We start from the raw sequence: 19,565 nt of genomic DNA, 5'->3' as shown, positions 1-19,565 counted from the left end.
GCTGTTAAAATAATTACTTAAAAGATTTTAAAAACTCTGCTAGAAGTTGCCTGTTCTAAGCTCTTCAGCTATTTTTTCAATTTTTCTTAATCTATGATTTACTCCTGATTTTCCAACTGGTGGTTCAAGCATTTCACCAAGCTCCTTTAAGGATTCCTCAGGATAAGTTAATCTAAGCTCTGCAACTTCTCTTAAATTCTTAGGAAGCCTTGCAAGACCTATTTCTCTTTCTATAAGCTTTATACTCTCAACCTGTCTAACCGCTGCATTTACAGTCTTACTAAGGTTTGCAGTTTCACAGTTTACAAGTCTATTTACATTATTCCTCATCTCTTTCATGATTCTAATGTTTTCAAGTTCTAAAAGTGCAGTGTGAGCTCCTATTATATTTAATAAATCTACTATTTGCTCTCCCTCTTTTATATAAACTATATAACTATTTTTTCTTTGTATCACCTTAGCTTTTAAACCAAAAGTATTAATTAGCTTTCCTAGATCCTCTGCATATTCTTGAGAGTGAGTAACAAACTCTAAATGGTAAGTTTTTTCTGGATTACTTATACTTCCTCCACCAATGAAGGCTCCTCTAATATAAGCTTTTTTCTTTTCTTCTGTATCAACTAAATTCTCATCTATATGATAGTCTAGTGACATTATTCCATCTATCTCTCTTAATATACCTGTTATTTCAAGTAATTTTTTTACTCCCATTTCTTCAGTTACAACAACCATATAAATATTATTTTTCTTTAAGGAATTACTTTTTTTAACCATAAGCTTTGCATGTATGTCGAAGTAATCCTTTAATATAGTAAACATCAATCTTGCAGATGCAGGATTTTCTGTTGTCATTTTGAAGCTTATTTGTCTACCACTAAAAGCAAGTGTACCGCATACTTTCATGATAGCTGATATTTGAGCAAGAGCTTCCTCTTTTGATATATCAATATATCTACATATTTCTCCCTTTACTTTTGCTGAAAATGACATGGCTACTCCTTCCTATTTGAACCTTCTCTTTTCTTAATTCTTTGTGATAAATATATATACTCTAAAATTTTCTTTCTATCATATAATAAATGCTTTTCCATTACTGTTTCAATGAGAAGTTGTGCTAAATAATCAGAATTATGTCTTATATAATCCCCTTTAACCTTAGTTAAATCTCCATCAACAACACATAGTCCCATCTTTTTAAGCTTATTAATATCAAGTTCTACAAGCTCAGAATTTTTATCTAAATACTTTTCTTTTAATTCTTCTGAAATATCTTTAGAGTTTGCAATTATACAGTCTACCATATCTTTTCCACAATGATCTAATATAACTTGAACATGGTCAGATACCTTAAATCCATCAGTCTCACCTGGTTGAGTCATTATATTGCAATTATATATTTTAAATGCTTTACTTTTCTTTATAGCTTTACTTATATCTTTTACCAAAAGATTAGGTAATACACTAGTATATAAACTTCCTGGTCCTAAAACTATAGCATCAGCATCTTCTATAGCCTCTAAAGCCCTATCTAAAGCCTTAGCATCCTCTGGTATTATCTTTAATTTTTTTATTGGACTACTTTGGTCTATTACTTCCTCTCCTATTAGAGATTCCCCTCTTACCCTATGTCCATTCATAAGTTCTGCTTCTAAAACCATATTTTCTAAAGTTACAGGTAAAACTTCACCCTTAACGGCAAGTACAGAACTCATTTTTTGGACAGCATCCTCAAAATTTTCAGATATTCCATCCATAGCCGCTAAAAATAAATTACCAAAACTTTGGCCCTTTAGTCTACCATCATTAAATCTATATTGCAATAATTCGTTCATCAAAGGCTCAGTATTAGCTAAGGCTAAAATACAGTTTCTTATATCTCCAGGTGGCAGTATTCCTAAGTCTTCTCTAAAATACCAGATCCGCCCCCATCATCTCCAACTGTTACTATAGCCGTTACATTAGATGTATAGTGTTTTAATCCTCTAAGCATGGTGGAAAGGCCTGTCCCCCCACCTATAACAACAATCTTTGGCCCTTTAATTAAAAGTCTATCATCTTCTATTAGGTCTTCTAAATCATCTTCTTCAATAGATAAATTTATATATCCTTTATTAACTAATGAAACCACTGACTTCACGCACCAAACTATTGATTTATATCCTACTAACCCAGAAAAAATTATTAGTATTATAAATACAGCTTTATCATGAATGGTGGTTAAATGCCTCTCATCAATTAACTTTGCAATGGCAACAGCCATTGTAATTATAGATGCTAAAGCCAAAAAAATGTATCTTTTAACTCTGATACCAGGCTTAAGCATTTTTTTCATCATCATAGTTTTCTATCTCCCCTATTTATATCCTCATTAATATCTCTATGCTCTAAGGTAACATGGAAGTTCTTACATAGAAGGTCTTTATATAAAGCATTAGCTATGGCTACTGATCTATGTCTTCCCCCTGTACATCCAATAGAGATAATAAGTTGTCTCTTTCCTTCTTTTATATAATTAGGGATTAAGAATTCTGCCATATCTGAAAGTCTTGATAAAAATCCTTTTGTTTCTTCTTGAGCAAGAACATAATTTTTAACTGGTTCATCTTCCCCTGAAAATGGCTTTAACTCTGGAATATAAAATGGATTTGGTATAAATCTAACATCAAAAACTAAATCTGAATCTGATGGAATACCATACTTAAATCCAAAGGATAAAACAGTTATTGAAAGATTTTGCTCAACTGGCTTACCATCTCCATATAAAAGATTTATTTTTTCTCTTAAATTTCTTATAGGATAATTTGAAGTGTCTATTATATTATCAGCTCTATCCTTAAGTTCTCTAAGTCTCATTCTTTCTTCACTTATACCAGTTATTATTCTTCCATCTGGTGAAAGCGGATGACTTCTTCTTGTTTCTTTAAATCTCTTAACTAAAACCTCATCAGAAGCCTCTAAGAATAAAATTTCGTAATTAAAATCATTAGCTTTTAAATACTCTATACTTTCAAATAAATCATCAAAGAATATTCCGCCTCTTATATCTATTACTAATGCTATTTTATCTATTTTACCTTCACTTTGAACACAGGCCTCTGCAAACTTAGGTATTAACTTTGGAGGTAAGTTATCTACGCAAAAGTATCCTAAATCTTCTAAACTTCTTGTTGCTTCTGTTTTTCCAGCCCCTGAAAGTCCAGTAACTATTACAAATCTCATATTATCATCTCCTATAAATCTATAATCTGTTTAATAACTTCAAAACATAAGAAATGCTTTAATCACTTAGTAATTAAAGCAAACAAACTAATTTCTTAAATAGATTATAACATAAAATAAGTCAATTATTACTTATTTTATAAACCTCTAATTTTATATATTTTTCTATTTTCTAAGTAAAGAATTTTTATATTATGATACGGCTAAAAAAAGAGTATGCACATGCATACTCCTTCTTACTAATCTCTACCAATTATTCTAACTTCAGTATGAAGTTCAACATCAAAATTTTCTTTAACTGTTTTTTGAACATGAGCTATAACATCTAAGACATCCTTAGCTGTAGCTCCACCTTTGTTTATTACAAAACCTGAATGCTTTTCTGAAACAGCAGCTCCTCCAATTGAGAAACCTTTTAATCCTGAATCTTGAATAAGTTTTCCAGCAAAATATCCTTCTGGTCTTTTAAATGTACTACCTGCTGATGGATATTCTAAAGGTTGCTTACTCTCTCTTCTGTTTGTAAGATCATCAATCTTATCTTTTATACTAGCATACTCTCCGCTTTCTAGTTCAACTGTAGCCTCTATAACTACATATCCCTTTTTCATAACTATTGAACTTCTGTAACCAAGTTCTAATTCCTCTTTAGTTAAATTTTTAATATTACAATTTTCATCAATTACTCTAGCTGATTTTATTACATGTGCCATTTCTCCATCATAAGCTCCAGCATTCATAAATACTGCGCCTCCTATGCTTCCTGGTATTCCACATGCAAATTCAAAGCCTCTTAAATTATTTTCTAAAGCAGCCTTTGATACATCTTTTAATAAAGCTCCACTCTGAGCTGTTACGCAATTTCCCTCTGTTGTGATCTTGTTTAACTTGTTAAATTTAATTACAACTCCAGAAATGCCACCATCTTTAACTAAAATATTAGAACCGTTACCTAATATAAAATAAGGTACATTATATTCCCTACAAAGTTTTAAAGTATTAACTACTTGTTCTTCATTAACAGGAGTTACTAGTATATCTGCTGGTCCTCCTACTCTAAAATAAATATGTTCGCTCATTGGAGAATCCACAGTAATATCTTCTTCATTATAAAATTCACCTAATAATTTATAAAACTCCATGTATTGATTCATACCCAAACTCCTCAATTTTAAATTTAATATCCTAATTTAATAGTATAAATTAATTCTTGACATATTTTCAATATTTAGTACAAATTTTTTTATTTTCCTATGCCATAATATTATATATATTATCCTAAGTCAATTTCTGTTAATAAAATTAACTTGAAAAATATTGTTTTATACTCTCTGCTGCTCTTTTGTCTATCCCTGGTGTATCTAATAATTCTTCCATAGATGCCTTTTTAATATTATCTATACTTCCAAACTTCATAAGAAGATTTCTTCTTCTCTTTTCCCCAATTCTAGGTATATCTTCTAATATGGAATGTAAGGTTCTTTTATCTCTTAAACTCCTATGATATGTTATGGCATATCTATGAACCTCATCCTGAACTCTAGTTATTAGATTCATAAGGCCTGAACCCCTTCTAATGAGGATTTCTTCGTTATTGAATATAATTCCTCTAGTTCTATGTTTATGGTCTTTAACAAGGCCACAGACAGGAATTTCTATACCAAAGTCCTTTAGAACCTCTAAGGCTATGTTTACTTGCCCTTTTCCCCCATCCATCATTATCAAGTCTGGGAAAATACAAAACTTTCCCTTTGAGTATTCTAAATTTCTCTCTTTTATTTTATTTACTTCCTCTAATCCATGAGAAAATCTTCTGCTTAATATTTCTCTCATACTTTCATAATCATTAGGACCTTTAACACTTTTTATCTTAAATCTCCTATAATCTGAATTTTTTGCTTTTCCATTTTCAAAGACTACCATGGTTCCTACTGAGTCTACACCCTGTATATTGGATATATCATAAGCCTCTATTCTAGCAGGCAAAGAATCTAATCCTAAAACATCTGCCAGTTCAGTTAAGGCAGACTTATTTAACTCTTTTTCCTCAACCATTTTTTCTTTAAATTGATCAAGCATTATCTTAGCATTATTTCTAACCATATCTAAAAGATTCTTTTTATCCCCCTTCTTAGGGACTTTTATCCAAACCTTAGATCCTCTTTTTTCTGTAAGAAACTTTTCTATAAGCTCTTGATCCTCTATTTCCTCTGGCACATAGATAGTCTTAGGTATTTGTGCAGTTCCTCCATAAAAGGATGCTATAAAGGAACTTATTACCTCTTTAACTGGATCATCACTAATATTTTCAATCATAAAGTGCTCTCTGCCTGTAACTTTTCCCTCTCTAACAAAGAAAACTTGAGCACATCCATCTTTTTCATCAGTATATAAGTCTATAAAATCCTCATCGCCCTCTTTTACAGTAAACATTTTTTGTTTTTCGCTAATCAATTCTATGGCCAAAATTCTATCTCTAATTTTAGCTGCTTTTTCAAACTCTAATTCTTCTGCAGCTTTTTCCATCTCTAATTTTAATTTTTTTATTATGGATGTGTCTGTACCATTTAAAATGTTTATAATTTCATCTATCATTTCCCAGTACTCAGCCTTAGATATATAGCCAGCACAAGGAGCTTTACAAAGGTTAATATGATAATTTAAACATGCTCTCGTAGGCTCTCCACCTTCCACAATGGCCTTTTTACAGGTTCTTAATGGGAATAACTTCTTTATAAGCCCCATAACCTCATAAACGGCTGTACCATTGGTATATGGTCCAAAATATCTATTTCCATCCTTAGCAAAATTCCTTGTAACATAAACCCTTGGAAAATCCTCATTAGTGGTTATTTTTATAAAGGGATAAAACTTATCATCCTTTAAGGCTATGTTATATCTTGGACTGTATTTCTTGATAAGATTACATTCTAAAATTAATGCTTCCATTTCAGAATCAGTAACTATGTACTCAAATTCAGCTATATTCTTAACCATAGCTCTAACTTTTTCAGAGTGATTCTTAGAGTTTTGAAAATATTGCCTTACTCTATTTTTCAATACCTTTGCTTTTCCTACATAAATAACTTCTCCAAGAGAATTTTTCATTATATAAACTCCTGGTTTATCAGGCAATATCTTTAATTGGTGTTGAAAATCAAACATCATTATCACCTCGCATCTTTTATTATAAAACTTATTTTTATAAATTAAATAACATTTATGTAAAATCACTATAAATTAATACGCCCTAACATACTATTTCTCATAGTAATATTAGGGCGATTATTTTTTTATTAAGTATTTAGTTATATTCTATAATTATTTATTAAAATATGCTTGCATTACCCTAGCTGTAACAGGGGCCGCCACCTTTGAACCTGAGCCACCATTTTCAACTATTGTTGCAACAGCTATTTTAGGATCATCAGCTGGAGCAAAAGCTATTAACCATGCATGAGAATTTCCATCAGGAACCTGTGCTGTACCAGTCTTAGCTGCCACATTCATTCCTTTAAAATATCCCCAGTTATCATTTATTCTATCTTTTGCAACGCCTTGCATATATTCATTTATGATTTGAGCTTGTTCTTTGCTCATAACTGTATCTTTTTTAGTTGAGCTAAACTCTTTTACAGTATCCCCATCTTTATCCACAACTTTACTAACTATATAAGGTTCCATTCTAACCCCATTATTAGCTACTGTTGCTGCAACCATTGCCATTTCAATAGGACTTGATAAAACTTCCCCTTGACCTATAGCATCATAAGCTATAAGTCCTTTGTCAACAGTTTTTCTATCTGGGAAACTTCCAGAATAAGCTTTAAGATTTCCTAAATATAAATCTTTATTAAATCCATACTTTTCTGCTGTCTCTCTTAGTTTTTTGTTTCCAAGCTCTTCTCCAAGAATTCCTCCAAATATTACGTTACTTGAAACTGATAAAGCTTTTCTTAAGCTTATATTTCCATAAGCATTTCCATTTTCATTTGGTAAATCTTTTGTACCAACATTTATAGAACCAGTATCATTAAAAGTTCTTTCAGTTACCCCTGGAAGATTTTCTAAAGCAGATGTTAAAGTTACAACCTTAAATGTAGATCCTGGAGGATATTGACCATTTAAAGCTCTATCAACTAATATGGCATCCTTAGGATTTCCATTAGGGTTATTAGCAATTTCATATGTTTCTTTCATGTTATTAGGATTAAATCCTGGCTTTGAAACACTGGCTAACACCGCTCCAGTCTTAGGATCTAAGGCAACTACAGCCCCTCTATTAGCTCCTAAGGCTGCATAGGCTGCCTTCTGTAAATCAGTATCTAAAGTTGTTACAATACTATTTCCTACTTTTTTATCACTTTCATTTCTTTCTTTAAAATCTTTTTTCAAGTTAAATGATTTTAAGAAAGCTTTTAATGATACATTTTCATAAGTAGTTAACTCTTTTGAATATGCTCCTTCTAATCCTGCATTTCCATATATTCCACTAGCATATCCAATTGGATGAGAATATATTTCTCCATAAGGATATTCTCTTTTTTGAGTTAAATCACCACTTTTAGTACTTTTAGCTAGAACATTTCCATCTCTATCTTTTATTTCTCCTCTTATGACCTCGTTCTGAGCAGCCATAACAGCAGAGTTGCTATCCATCTCAGCTATCTTTGGAACTTGTATTAATTGGAAGTAAGCTATATAACTTATAAGCCCTACTAATAGCACTAAATAGACAAACATAACTTTTTTTATACTTCCTGATAAATCTTTTTTCTTTGCCATCTATCTTAGTCCCTCCTCTGAAATTTTCTGAAGTATTCCTAAGGCGATGAACACTGTAAGCATAGATGTTCCACCATAACTAACTAAAGGTAAAGTTATACCCGTTAATGGAATTACTGCAAATACTCCTCCTATAATTACTAAAACTTGAGCAACTATAAGTGTACTAAATCCAACAGCATTTAATTGTGAAAATGGATCATCTGTATTTAATGCCGCTCTTATTCCTCTATAGAATAATAAGAAATATAATAATAGTAATCCTATACCAAAAACAAGACCTAACTCTTGTGCTATTAATGTAAATATGAAATCCGTAGATGCAAAAGGTACTAATTTAGGATAACCATTATAAAGCCCTGTCCCAAACATTCCACCTAAAGACATGGCATAAAATCCTTGAACTATCTGATAACTTTCATTGCTAGCATATTTCCAAACATCTTTCCAAATCATTACTCTTTTTTTAACATGGCTAAACAAGAAATAACTTACTGTTCCACCTAGTGAAAATAATACTAATCCAGTACCAACATACTTCCAATTACAAGTAGCTATGTAAAGCATAGTTATAGATACAAAGAAGAACATAAGAGCTGATCCTAAGTCTTTTTGTAAAACCATAAATCCTAAAGAGTACATTACAACTAATGCAGGCTCTAAAAGTTGTTTAAATTCATATTTTATATTATCTTTCTTTTCATACTTCATTAAAGCAGATGCTAAATAAAGTATTAAAAATATTTTACCTATTTCAGAAGGTTGAAAACCAAAGCTACCTATATAAACCCAGTTTTTTGAACCATTTACAGTTTTACCAATAATCATAGCCATAGCCATAAAAATTAAAGTACCACCCATATAAATATACTTATACTTAGCAAAACTTTTTAAATCTGGCATAACTATTACAATTCCCATATAAAGGGCTATTCCCAAACTAAACCAAACTAATTGCTTAATTGCTAATTTAGGATCTAATCTATAAAGAACTGCTATTCCAACTACAGCTAAAACCGATGCAAAAATAAGCATATATTTATCCCCATCAGGATAAAACTTTCTTATTATAAAATGTGAAAACCCAATAATAATTATTAATATACCTGCTATTATAAAAGCCATTTTGTCTATAGGAGTTTGCTTAACAGCTATATTAGTAAATAAGGCTAAGCATAAAAGATAGACTAATAGCAACATCCTTTTTTCATACTTTAAAGTAGTATTCATCTTATCACCTCTTTTATCCTATAACCTTAAATACGGTGCTTCCCATTCTTATTTGATCATTTACTTTTAATCTCACTCTTCCCTCTACTTTTGAGTCATTTATAAATGTACCATTTGTACTTGCTAAATCTTCTAAATAAAAATCATTGTTTTTAACATAAATTTTAGCATGATATGATGATACAAACTGATCATTTAGCACAATTGAATTATCTTCTCTTCGCCCAATAGATATAGTACTCGTCACTGGTATAACCGAGCCAATGCCTAGAGTTCCATTAGAGATTGTCTTTAAGACTTCTAATCCATGTGCTTTCTTTCCAGGGGCTTTCTTCTTTTTCCCGCCTTTAACATCTTTATACATTATCTTTAATGCATAATAAATTATGGAATATAGTATTACTATAAATATTATTCCAAAAACCCATGTCATTAGTTTCGAAAACATCACTTCACCTCTACATATTTTATATTTCTTTTATATTTTACTTTATTTAATAACTTGATTATACAATAAAAGATTACAATTTCATAATCATAATTAAAATCCCTAATTATTATATCATCTAAAAAAGGGAAAATTATGATATTTATATTTTTATTTTACTTCTTTTTATATTTTTCTAACATTATTTTAATTTTATAACCATTAACTTACTAAATTAATATAATATCTATGAATAAAATATAGCTATCAGAATTTATAGCCATAAATTCTGGTAGCTATTTAAATTAATCTATTCTTAAATAATATATTTACTTTTTCAAATTATATTCCTTATTAAAGATATTTCTTTAAATATTTACCTGTATAGGATTCCTTAGCCTCAGCTATTTTCTCAGGAGTTCCTGTGGCAATAATAGTTCCACCCTTATCTCCGCCTTCTGGACCTAAATCAACTATATAATCTGCACATTTAATCATATCTAAATTATGTTCTATTACTATTACTGTATTTCCTCCATCAACTAATCTTTGAAGTATTTTTACAAGTCTATTTACATCGTGTATATGAAGGCCTGTTGTAGGTTCATCTAAGATATATAAGGTTTTTCCTGTACTTCTCTTAGATAATTCATAAGCTAATTTAATTCTTTGAGCTTCTCCACCTGATAATTGAGTTGAAGGTTGACCTAATCTTATATATCCTAAACCAACGTCCATTAAGGTTTGAAGCTTATTTTTTATTCTTGGAATATTTTCAAAGAACTCTAAAGCCTCCTCAACAGTCATGTTTAATACATCGGCTATATTTTTCCCCTTATATTTAACTTCTAAGGTCTCTCTATTATATCTTTTTCCCTTACAAACTTCACATGGAACATAAACATCAGATAAAAACTGCATTTCTATCTTTATTATTCCATCTCCACTACAAGCTTCACATCTTCCACCCTTTACATTGAAAGAAAATCTTCCTGGTTTATACCCTCTCATTTTAGCTTCTTGAGTTTGTGAGAAAAGCTCTCTTATTATATCAAAAGTTCCAGTATAAGTAGCTGGATTACTTCTTGGAGTTCTTCCTATAGGACTTTGATCTATATCAATAATCTTATCAATATTTTCATATCCTGTTATTTCTTTAAACTTTCCTGGTAAATCCTTAGCTTTATTTACGATTTTATTTAATCCTTTATAAAGAATTTCATTAACTAAAGTACTCTTTCCTGATCCTGAAACTCCAGTAACCATAGTTAAAGTTCCTAAAGGAAATTTAGCAGTAACATTTTTTAAGTTATTTTCCTTAGCACCCTTAACTGTTATGAAATTTCCATTGCCTTTTCTTCTTTCCTCTGGAAGCTCAACCTTTTTAGCTCCAGTTAAATACTTACCAGTTAAGGAATTTTCATTTGACATTATTTCATCTAAAGTTCCTGAGGCAACTATCTTTCCACCATGTTCTCCAGCTCCTGGCCCTATATCAACTATGTAATCTGCTTCTCTCATAGTATCTTCATCATGTTCTACTACTATAAGGGTATTTCCCACATCTCTAAGTTGTTTTAATGTGGATATAAGTCTATCATTATCTCTTTGATGCAGACCTATTGAAGGCTCATCTAAGATATATAATACTCCCATAAGTTGAGAACCTATTTGAGTAGCCAGTCTTATTCTCTGAGCTTCTCCCCCAGATAAAGTTCCTGCTTTTCTAGCTAAGTCTAAGTAATCTAAGCCAACATTTATTAAGAAACTTAATCTAGATTGAATTTCCTTTATAATTTGACTACTTATTATCTTATCTTTTTCTGAGAAATTTATTGAGTTTATAAAATCTAACTCTTCTCTTATAGCCATGCTTGTGAATTCAAATATATTTTTTCCTCCCACTGTAACGGCTAAAGCTTCTGGCTTAAGCCTTGCACCCTTACATTTAGGACATGGATTATCACTCATATATTTTTCTATTTCAGCCTTCATGGTATCTGAGTTAGTTTCCATATATCTTCTTCTTAAATTGTTTATTTCCCCCTCAAAGGAATGATTATATACAGCCGTTACATTTTCTTTTGTATATGTAACCTTTAATTTTTCTGGCTCTCCATACATTAAAACCTCTTGAACCTTCTTAGGTAAATCCTTATATGGAGTGTCTAAATCAAAGTTGTACTTTTCCATTAAAGCTTTAAGGACGCAATAAGTCCAAGATTCTTCCTTCATTCTTGAGTCTCCCCAAGTAGAAATAGCTCCTCCTCTTATGCTTAAATCCTTATTAGGAACCACTAAATCCTCATCAATTTCCATTAAAGTTCCTAATCCATCACATCTTTCACATTTTCCAAAGGGTGAGTTAAATGAGAACATTCTTGGTGCAAGTTCATCTATACTTATACCACAATCAGCACAAGCAAAATGCTCACTATAAAGTCTATCTTCCTCCCCTATTATATTAACTAAAACTAATCCTTCAGCCATTTTAAGAGATGTTTCTATAGAGTCTGTTAATCTACCTTCTATTCCGTCCTTAACAATTATTCTGTCAACTACAGCTTCTATATTATGCTTTATATTTTTTTCAAGTTTTATCTCATCTTCTGTTAAATCATAAATTTCTCCATCTATTCTAGCCCTAACAAAACCTTGCTTCTTAATATTTTCAAGAACTTTTTCATGAGTTCCTTTTCTTCCTCTTATTATTGGAGCCAAGATCATTATTTTACTTCTCTCTGGCAATTCCATAATTTGATCTACTATTTGATCCACAGATTGCTGAGTGATTTCTTTTCCACACTTAGGACAATGTGGCACTCCCACTCTTGCATATAATAATCTTAAATAATCATATATTTCTGTTACTGTCCCTACAGTAGATCTTGGATTCCTAGAAGTTGTCTTTTGGTCAATAGATATAGCAGGTGAAAGTCCTTCTATGGACTCAACATCTGGCTTATCCATCTGTCCTAAGAATTGTCTTGCATAAGATGATAAAGATTCTACATATCTTCTTTGTCCTTCTGCATAGATTGTATCGAAAGCTAGAGAACTTTTACCTGAACCTGAAAGTCCAGTAAAAACAATAAGCTTATCTCTAGGAATTTCTAAACTTACATTTTTTAAATTATGTACTTTTGCACCTTTTACTATTATCTTATCCTTCATAAAACTCTGCTACTTTAACTCTATCTCAAAATATCCATATTAAGAAATCATATTCTCCATATAATAACTTATTATATGAATCTCTCTTTCATAAAAAGTTATATTTTCACTACTTCAAAAATTATGTTTTAACTTCTTACTTTTAAATATTTTGAGTAGTAGCTTCTCCCTTCTTTTATATTTTTAAAATTTATATTTCCTTTAAAATCTGTCTATCCCACTTAATATATCTCTATAATTTGTGCTTAATATATAGATTATAAATATTTAGTAATATATCCCTTGTACTTTATATTACTATACCTCTTATAAATATTGAGTTTTATATTTCTTTACATAACTCATTATTCTTAAAACTACCTTTATATCTTATAAACCTTTGGTTTATAGTAATAAGATTACGAAAATCTAAATAACTTCATATATTATTATGTCTCTAAAATTCGTGTATTATCTAAGAAAGTACACTAAGATTTCTCTAAAGTTATTTAAGTAAATTCAACATATTACCCCCTCAAACCAAACATAAGTTCGCATAATAATATTTTAATTCTCTATCATTTATATGTCAAATTCTTTTTTTATAATAATTATTATCCTTGATTATTTTCTTAATTTTCAGATAATTCAGAATAAATCTCCATATTTTTCATATTATTATAATAAGAAAACTTTTAAAAGCCATCTCATTTAAACATTAATATTAATTTTTTACTTTTAATAAATACTTCTCCAAAACAAAATCTATTATAAAAAAATAAAGAGTGGTTAGCATGAATTTGCTCACCACTCTTTTATAGAATTTAAAGTATTAAGGCAATTTTATTGTTAATTCAGTAAACATTTTACATATACATCTATTAACAAATTCATTTTATCATGTATACTATAGGTATAGTTATGACATATGTCTTATAATATTTGCTTTTATAGGAGGTAAGCCATTGTTATTAGTAAAAAATGAAGAAAAGCTACTTGAAGTAATAAATAAATACGAACTTAATTCCATATTTTCACAAGAAATTATGCCCTTTTTAGAACTTCATATGTTTAAAAAAAATGAGCATATATGCTTTATGAATGAAGAACTTAATTACCTTTACTTTTTTGTTCATGGCAAAGCAAAAGTATACAAAACCTTACCTAACGGAAAGTCTTTACTTTTGGAATTTTATGAACCTGTCCAATTAATAGGTGATTTAGAATTAATATCTAAGATAAAGGCAAACTGTAATGTTAAAGCATTAAAATCTAGTCTTTGTATAGCTATTCCTATACAAGCTGTAAATTCAATAGCTCTTAAAGACCTTAATTTTCTTATGTACATAACTAAAAACCTTTCAAACAAACTTGCAAAATGCTCTGTAACAAGCTCCATAACTATTACCTATCCACTTGAAACCAAACTTGCTAGTTATCTTTTAGCAATGAATAGTAATAATATAATTATGATTGATAATTATTCAAATTTAGCTGATTTATTAGGTACAAGCTATCGTCACTTAAACAGAGTTTTAAATAAATTAGTTGAAAAGGGAATAATTTTAAAAGATAAAAATGAAATAAAAATTCTTAATAAAGAAGAGTTAGAAAATATTTGTGTAGACTTAAATTAACCATAATAAAGTAAAAGAACCCATTTATATTTAGATAATAACTATTTATCAAAATATAAATGGGTTCTTCTTTTTTATACTGTTTTATTAATTTTTTCAATTTTAATTTTTAATCTATACTTATTAACTATAAAACTTACTATAAATAATACTATTGACACTATTAGATTATTTAAAAATCCAGATATATTAAATCCAATAGTAAATATATCGGCTATATATACTATAAATGCATTTACTAGAAAAAGAAATATTCCAAAAGTAAGAACTGTAATTGGCAAAGATATAATTTGAAGAATCGGTCTTAAAGTAAACCCTAGTATAGTAAAAATTGCTGAAAATAGAACTATATTTAGCACACTTTTTGCTTCTCCAAGATTAAAAAGGTAAATTAATATCAATACCACTACTAGATTAATAAAAAAATTACTAATTATCCTCTTCATTTTTCCTCCTATACTAGTTTAATCTTTATACTTATATTTTCTTTTCCTAAACTTAAATCAAGAATTTCACTTTCTTCACACGCTCTAAATTCCTTTAATGCTTCTAAACCACCATATAGATAATTAATATAATTTTCTAATTTTCTTAATCTAAATATCCACTTTAGAAAACTTAATAAATCTATAATATCATTTAAGATAAGATTAATCACAGCAATAGGAAGGCTAATTCTTAACCAGTTAATACTAGGTAAAGTTATTTTTATATAAACAAAATTTTTCTTAGTCAACATAAATTTTTACTATAACTTTTCCATCATCTTTATTGTTTATATCAACATCACAGATAGTTGGATCATCTAATTCACCATTTTCAATTTCTTCAATTACTTTTTTAAAGTCAATATCCTTTAAATTAACTCCACCTTTTTCAATATTATTCATAGCATCTTCTGGTATAAATTTAGTAAATCCACTAGCAACCTTTATTAAACTTAGAGGAATACTTAAATTAACTTTTACTTCCTCATTTTCAACTTCAACTTTAACTTTAAGTGTTTTGTATATCTTTTTCTTTATAACAAACTCTTCTTTATTTTCCCCTAAGGCATTTAATAATTTCATTCCCTCTTCTGGACTAATCTTACCTTCACTTATCATCTCTAATATTTTTTTCTTTTCATCCATAAAAATTCTCCCCCTTTATTTTAATTTCTCTAATTCCTTTAAAGCTTCACTAGATGTTATTTCTCCTCTATCTAGCTTTCCAAGTATAATCTCTCTCTCCCTTTTTTTATCCTTTTTTTCATCTTCTAATTCTTTATCTTCAAACCCTAAAGCTGTTATTAATTGATTTAATCTACTCTTTACAGTTGGATAGGATATATCTAGTTCTTTTTCTATTTCTTTTATACTTCCTTTGCACTTAACAAATATCTTTAGAAAATATTGCTCTTCTGGAGTTAAATTACAAAAATCACAGCCCTTAAATTCACCTTCAATTTTAGTTTTGCATTTTTCACATTCTAATTTAACTATTTTTAGTTCACTATTACACACTGGACATTTGCTTGGTCTTACGTATCTCAAAAAAACACCTCCTTTTATATACATTATACTATCTTAAATTAATAAAAATCAATATATAAATTAATTTTATTAATTTATATATTGATTTATTTAATATAAATATTAATTATTTTAAGTTTTGTTTTTGTTTGTTTAAAATAAACATTAATTTTCATTGCAATAATAATTCATTGCCTCACTTAAAAAGTTAGTAAATCCTTCTCCATATTTATCTATATTCTTAGTAAACCTTTCATCATAAATATACATATCTGCAAGCCCTTTAAATATCTCAATACTACATTGGTAGAAATTTTTACTTATAAGCATTCTCCACTGATGAACTAAACTCTGAACCTCTTCATCTGAAACCTCTCTATCCATGAGTTCTGCTAAATTTTTATATAAATCATCTATTTCTCCCATTATATTATTCCAGTCTTCTTTTGAATATTTACTTGTTTTTTCCTTTGACTCCTTATAAGCATCACTTTTTCCATACTTATTTTCTACTTCTTCCTCATAAAGTTTATTGTGTTTTTCTATATCAAATCCTTCAAACATCCCTTTTTTGTTCATTATAAATTCCCCTTCCATATCTTTAATTGTGTTTTCTATGGTCTCAACTATTTTATTTAATCTATTTCTCTTATCTATTATGAATTGTTTTTGTGTCCTTAAAGTTTCCTTTAAGTCTAAATTTTCATTACTTAAAATCTCTTTTATTTCTTTTAAAGAAAAATCTAATTCACGGTAAATTAATATCTGTTGAATAAGCTTTAGATCATTGTCATTATATAATCTATATCCAGATTCACTTATAGCTGTAGGTCTTAAAAGTCCTATTTTATCATAATGATGTAGCATTCTAACTGATATTCCTGTTAATTCTGAAACTTCCTTAACTCTATACATATAACCACCTCCTGGAATTTATATTACTCCCTAACACAATGTTAGAGTCAAGGAGAAAATATTAATATTACTAATAAATATATCCTAAAATAAAAAGGTTACACTCACTTAATATGAATGTAACCTCTTAACTAAATTAATATACTTTCTATTTTTTAAATATTATTATCCACTTATTTCTATATCTTTAGTTAAATTAACTACCCAAACCTTTGATAAAACTCTAGGCAATCCAAAGATGGCTTTAACTATTTCTTCTGAATAAGTAAATAATACTAACATATATATTGGAAAGCCATTTATTGCTCCAAAGAATGTTAATGGTATTGATACAAGCCACATACAGCCAAATTCTAGTGCAAAGGCATACTTTGTATCTCCTCCACTTCTTAATATTCCTACAATCACTAGAATATTAAATGATTTTAAGCCCATTAGAACTCCCATTATTACAAAAATTTTGCTTAAATCTCCAGCCATAGTTGAAGATGTACTATAAACTTTAAGTAATATTGGAATACTTAATATTAACATTCCTCCTAAAATACTTCCTACAACAAAAACTATCTTAGAAAACTTATTAGAATAATCTATAGCTCTATCAGTATTATCTGCACCAAGCTCATTTCCAAGCATAATAGCTGCTCCAGTAGCTATACACATAGCTAACATTATAAATAGATTAGCTGTGCTAGTTGCAATCTGACTTGCTGCTATTGCTGATGTACCAACCATTGCATAAGCTACAGAGTATGAAACCGATCCAATAGCCCAAGCAAAGTCATTTATAAATATAGGCATTCCCTTAGACATATAAACTTTGAAAAAGTCTTTATTTATTCCTCTAATATCATTTATATTAAACTTAATAATATAATCTTTATCTTTTAAAATAACATATCCAACTAATAATAAACATTCTATTATTCTAGCAAATACAGTAGAGATAGCTGCTCCCTTAACACCTAACTCTGGGAATATACCTATTCCAAATATTAAGCAATAATTAAATATAATATTTATAATAAGAGAAGCTCCACTACAAAACATTCCTAGTTTAGGATTTCTCACAGCCCTAGCCCCTGCACTTATTACCATGCTCAAGGCTGTTAAAGGATATGAAATAGCAATAACAACTAAATAATTTTTACAAAGTTCAACTACTTTTGGGTCAGTAGAAAAGATTCCTATTATAAGCTCTGGAAAGAAAAATGCTAAAACAAAGAAAATAAAACTAAATCCCACACATAAAATAGTACTTAGTCCCATAACTTTCTTTATACTTTTTCTATCATTACTCCCATAAAATTGAGATATGAAAAGTCCTGTAGCTCCTGTTAATCCTATTAATCCCATATTAAATAAGAAAAACACCTGATTAGCCACGCCAACAGCTGCTATAGATTCCTCACCTAAACTACTTATCATAACTGTATCAATTACATTTACAGAAGTTGATATAAAGTTTTGAACTATTATTGGAATACATAAAACTAATAATACCTTATAAAATTCTCTATCTTTACCCACTAGCTTCTTTTTTAGAAATAAAGTTACTCCTAATATAATCAAAGCTGTAACAAAGAAATAGACTCCAAAATACATTGGTGAAAGTCCAAACAAAAAATCTCCCCCTAATTCATATATTTTATTTAAAAAAATTTATCTAAATGACTAAAGAAATCATTAGATAAAAACACTATATCATAATAACATGATTCTTAATAAGAAATAAATCTCAGTAAAAATTATTCAATATAAAAATATAAAGTACTACATGTAAATCCTCCACCAGCTTTTAAAATCTCTGAATAATCCAAATAAAACACTTCAAAATCAGCCTTTTTTAATATATGAAACACTGTTTTATTTGAAGTTAATATTCTCCCATCACCTAAGGCTACTATATTAGCTCCTAGTTCTTCAGATGTCTTTTTATCAATGTTATAACAAGTTTTTATTCTCTTTTTAATTTTATCTTTATCATATAAATAATCACTAATTATACATTGATTCTTACCTAATATATTAAAAACACAATCTAGATGAAGCATCTTTTCCTTATTAAAATTTATTTCTATAATTTCATATCCCATATTATATTCATTTATATATTCTTTTAGTTCCTTAATCGCTTCTAAGCTAGTTCTTTTGCTTAATCCTACAAAGATGTAATTTTCATATACTATTACATCTCCACCTTCTATTTTATTTTCCATTCTATATACTTTTAAGTTATGATTTTTTATATACTTTTCTAAGGCTTTAGTTTCTTCTATTCTCTCTTTGTTGCTCATACTAGAAATAAACAATGTATCCCCTATAACAAAACCTACATCCCTTGTAAAAACTTGATTCTCCCCATATATAGGTTCTAAAAGTTGAACTTTAACCCCTTCTCCGCTAATTAAATTTATAAAATTATTGTATTGTTCATACATTAAAGGATAATTTATTTGTACCTTCCCCTTAACTTTAAAATTACAAGGATAACACACTATTACAGTTTTAAGTTTTCCATATCCCTTATTATTTCTTATTTCCATACTTTCACCTCATTTTATACAAAATACTTATTACTTATTATTTGAAAATTATTATTCATATATCCTAGTAATTTATTCTTACTAATATTAAATAAAAAACTCCATGAAAAAGTCTTTGCACTCTTAGGTGGATATAAAA

Annotated in this window: 16 protein-coding genes and 1 pseudogene; 1 reads left to right on the top strand and 16 read right to left on the bottom strand. The window is 28.8% G+C overall.

What is annotated here, in order from left to right; translation table 11 throughout:
* Window positions 1-39: 39 nt before the first annotated feature.
* The 9 genes and pseudogenes from whiA to uvrA all read right to left on the bottom strand — a co-directional run bounded on the left by whiA (window position 40) and on the right by uvrA (window position 12,835).
* The gene (gene whiA, locus CPF_RS01750) at window positions 40-990 is read right to left on the bottom strand and encodes a DNA-binding protein WhiA (protein ID WP_003457993.1); all 951 of its coding nucleotides are present in this window, start codon (window positions 988-990) and stop codon (window positions 40-42) included.
* A 2-nt stretch (window positions 991-992) separates the two neighbouring features.
* Window positions 993-2,338, bottom strand: a pseudogene (yvcK, locus tag CPF_RS01745) (uridine diphosphate-N-acetylglucosamine-binding protein YvcK).
* Window positions 2,335-3,219 (bottom strand): RNase adapter RapZ, encoded by an 885-nt coding sequence (gene rapZ, locus CPF_RS01740; protein WP_003457961.1) that lies wholly within the window; start codon window positions 3,217-3,219, stop codon window positions 2,335-2,337. Before rapZ ends, yvcK begins: the two are co-directional and overlap by 4 nt.
* Window positions 3,220-3,458: 239 nt before the next feature.
* On the bottom strand, window positions 3,459-4,373 hold the full coding sequence (gene murB / locus CPF_RS01735; protein WP_003457971.1) for a UDP-N-acetylmuramate dehydrogenase: 915 nt from the start codon (window positions 4,371-4,373) through the stop codon (window positions 3,459-3,461).
* A gap of 148 nt (window positions 4,374-4,521) precedes the next feature.
* Window positions 4,522-6,384 carry an excinuclease ABC subunit UvrC gene (gene uvrC, locus CPF_RS01730; protein WP_003458095.1) on the bottom strand — a complete coding sequence of 621 codons (1,863 nt, stop codon included), beginning with the start codon at window positions 6,382-6,384 and terminating at the stop codon, window positions 4,522-4,524.
* A 156-nt stretch (window positions 6,385-6,540) separates the two neighbouring features.
* Window positions 6,541-8,004, bottom strand: a complete 1,464-nt coding sequence (locus CPF_RS01725; protein ID WP_003452191.1) for a peptidoglycan D,D-transpeptidase FtsI family protein — start codon at window positions 8,002-8,004, stop codon at window positions 6,541-6,543.
* On the bottom strand, window positions 8,005-9,234 hold the full coding sequence (locus tag CPF_RS01720; protein ID WP_003457997.1) for an FtsW/RodA/SpoVE family cell cycle protein: 1,230 nt from the start codon (window positions 9,232-9,234) through the stop codon (window positions 8,005-8,007).
* A 13-nt stretch (window positions 9,235-9,247) separates the two neighbouring features.
* The gene (locus CPF_RS01715; RefSeq protein ID WP_003473867.1) at window positions 9,248-9,682 is read right to left on the bottom strand and encodes an FHA domain-containing protein; all 435 of its coding nucleotides are present in this window, start codon (window positions 9,680-9,682) and stop codon (window positions 9,248-9,250) included.
* Between the two features lie 333 nt (window positions 9,683-10,015).
* On the bottom strand, window positions 10,016-12,835 hold the full coding sequence (gene uvrA, locus CPF_RS01710; protein ID WP_011590149.1) for an excinuclease ABC subunit UvrA: 2,820 nt from the start codon (window positions 12,833-12,835) through the stop codon (window positions 10,016-10,018).
* A 944-nt stretch (window positions 12,836-13,779) separates the two neighbouring features.
* Between uvrA and CPF_RS01705 the strand changes: the two genes are divergently transcribed.
* Window positions 13,780-14,451 (top strand): cyclic nucleotide-binding domain-containing protein, encoded by a 672-nt coding sequence (locus CPF_RS01705; RefSeq protein ID WP_003458068.1) that lies wholly within the window; start codon window positions 13,780-13,782, stop codon window positions 14,449-14,451.
* A gap of 74 nt (window positions 14,452-14,525) precedes the next feature.
* Here the strand turns inward: CPF_RS01705 and CPF_RS01700 are convergent, their stop codons facing one another.
* From CPF_RS01700 to CPF_RS01670, 7 genes are all read right to left on the bottom strand, one after another.
* Window positions 14,526-14,897 carry a phage holin family protein gene (locus CPF_RS01700; RefSeq protein WP_003458048.1) on the bottom strand — a complete coding sequence of 124 codons (372 nt, stop codon included), beginning with the start codon at window positions 14,895-14,897 and terminating at the stop codon, window positions 14,526-14,528.
* Between the two features lie 8 nt (window positions 14,898-14,905).
* Window positions 14,906-15,190 carry a hypothetical protein gene (locus CPF_RS01695; RefSeq protein ID WP_003479024.1) on the bottom strand — a complete coding sequence of 95 codons (285 nt, stop codon included), beginning with the start codon at window positions 15,188-15,190 and terminating at the stop codon, window positions 14,906-14,908.
* Window positions 15,180-15,584 carry an SHOCT-like domain-containing protein gene (locus tag CPF_RS01690; protein ID WP_003458015.1) on the bottom strand — a complete coding sequence of 135 codons (405 nt, stop codon included), beginning with the start codon at window positions 15,582-15,584 and terminating at the stop codon, window positions 15,180-15,182. The genes CPF_RS01695 and CPF_RS01690 overlap by 11 nt, the downstream gene beginning before the upstream one ends.
* Window positions 15,585-15,599: 15 nt before the next feature.
* Window positions 15,600-15,986, bottom strand: coding sequence for a DUF2089 domain-containing protein (locus tag CPF_RS01685; protein WP_003458031.1), 387 nt, complete (start codon window positions 15,984-15,986; stop codon window positions 15,600-15,602).
* A 144-nt stretch (window positions 15,987-16,130) separates the two neighbouring features.
* Complete coding sequence (locus CPF_RS01680; RefSeq protein ID WP_003457974.1) at window positions 16,131-16,880, bottom strand: MerR family transcriptional regulator; 750 nt, start codon at window positions 16,878-16,880, stop codon at window positions 16,131-16,133.
* Window positions 16,881-17,045: 165 nt separating this feature from the next.
* Entirely contained in the window at window positions 17,046-18,503 is a 1,458-nt protein-coding gene (locus CPF_RS01675) for an MATE family efflux transporter (protein ID WP_041702578.1), read from the bottom strand.
* A gap of 125 nt (window positions 18,504-18,628) precedes the next feature.
* The gene (locus CPF_RS01670) at window positions 18,629-19,426 is read right to left on the bottom strand and encodes a dimethylarginine dimethylaminohydrolase family protein (protein WP_011590146.1); all 798 of its coding nucleotides are present in this window, start codon (window positions 19,424-19,426) and stop codon (window positions 18,629-18,631) included.
* Between the last annotated feature and the right edge of the window lie 139 nt (window positions 19,427-19,565).

Origin of the sequence: Clostridium perfringens ATCC 13124, from assembly GCF_000013285.1 — a bacterium.
Lineage (GTDB): Bacteria > Bacillota > Clostridia > Clostridiales > Clostridiaceae > Sarcina > Sarcina perfringens.
Note: the sequence above shows the minus strand (reverse complement) of the source record. Positions and strands in the feature narration are given on the sequence as shown.

What these genes read in the sequence shown, in the direction of transcription:
- rapZ (WP_003457961.1), bottom strand. Translation starts at nt 3,219, where the DNA reads ATGAGATTTGTAATAGTTACTGGACTTTCAGGGGCTGGAAAAACAGAA.
- CPF_RS01715 (WP_003473867.1), bottom strand. Translation starts at nt 9,682, where the DNA reads ATGTTTTCGAAACTAATGACATGGGTTTTTGGAATAATATTTATAGTA.
- CPF_RS01680 (WP_003457974.1), bottom strand. Translation starts at nt 16,880, where the DNA reads ATGTATAGAGTTAAGGAAGTTTCAGAATTAACAGGAATATCAGTTAGA.
- CPF_RS01690 (WP_003458015.1), bottom strand. Translation starts at nt 15,584, where the DNA reads ATGGATGAAAAGAAAAAAATATTAGAGATGATAAGTGAAGGTAAGATT.
- CPF_RS01695 (WP_003479024.1), bottom strand. Translation starts at nt 15,190, where the DNA reads ATGTTGACTAAGAAAAATTTTGTTTATATAAAAATAACTTTACCTAGT.
- CPF_RS01725 (WP_003452191.1), bottom strand. Translation starts at nt 8,004, where the DNA reads ATGGCAAAGAAAAAAGATTTATCAGGAAGTATAAAAAAAGTTATGTTT.
- CPF_RS01720 (WP_003457997.1), bottom strand. Translation starts at nt 9,234, where the DNA reads ATGAATACTACTTTAAAGTATGAAAAAAGGATGTTGCTATTAGTCTAT.
- uvrA (WP_011590149.1), bottom strand. Translation starts at nt 12,835, where the DNA reads ATGAAGGATAAGATAATAGTAAAAGGTGCAAAAGTACATAATTTAAAA.
- whiA (WP_003457993.1), bottom strand. Translation starts at nt 990, where the DNA reads ATGTCATTTTCAGCAAAAGTAAAGGGAGAAATATGTAGATATATTGAT.
- CPF_RS01670 (WP_011590146.1), bottom strand. Translation starts at nt 19,426, where the DNA reads ATGGAAATAAGAAATAATAAGGGATATGGAAAACTTAAAACTGTAATA.
- uvrC (WP_003458095.1), bottom strand. Translation starts at nt 6,384, where the DNA reads ATGTTTGATTTTCAACACCAATTAAAGATATTGCCTGATAAACCAGGA.
- murB (WP_003457971.1), bottom strand. Translation starts at nt 4,373, where the DNA reads ATGAATCAATACATGGAGTTTTATAAATTATTAGGTGAATTTTATAAT.
- CPF_RS01700 (WP_003458048.1), bottom strand. Translation starts at nt 14,897, where the DNA reads ATGAAGAGGATAATTAGTAATTTTTTTATTAATCTAGTAGTGGTATTG.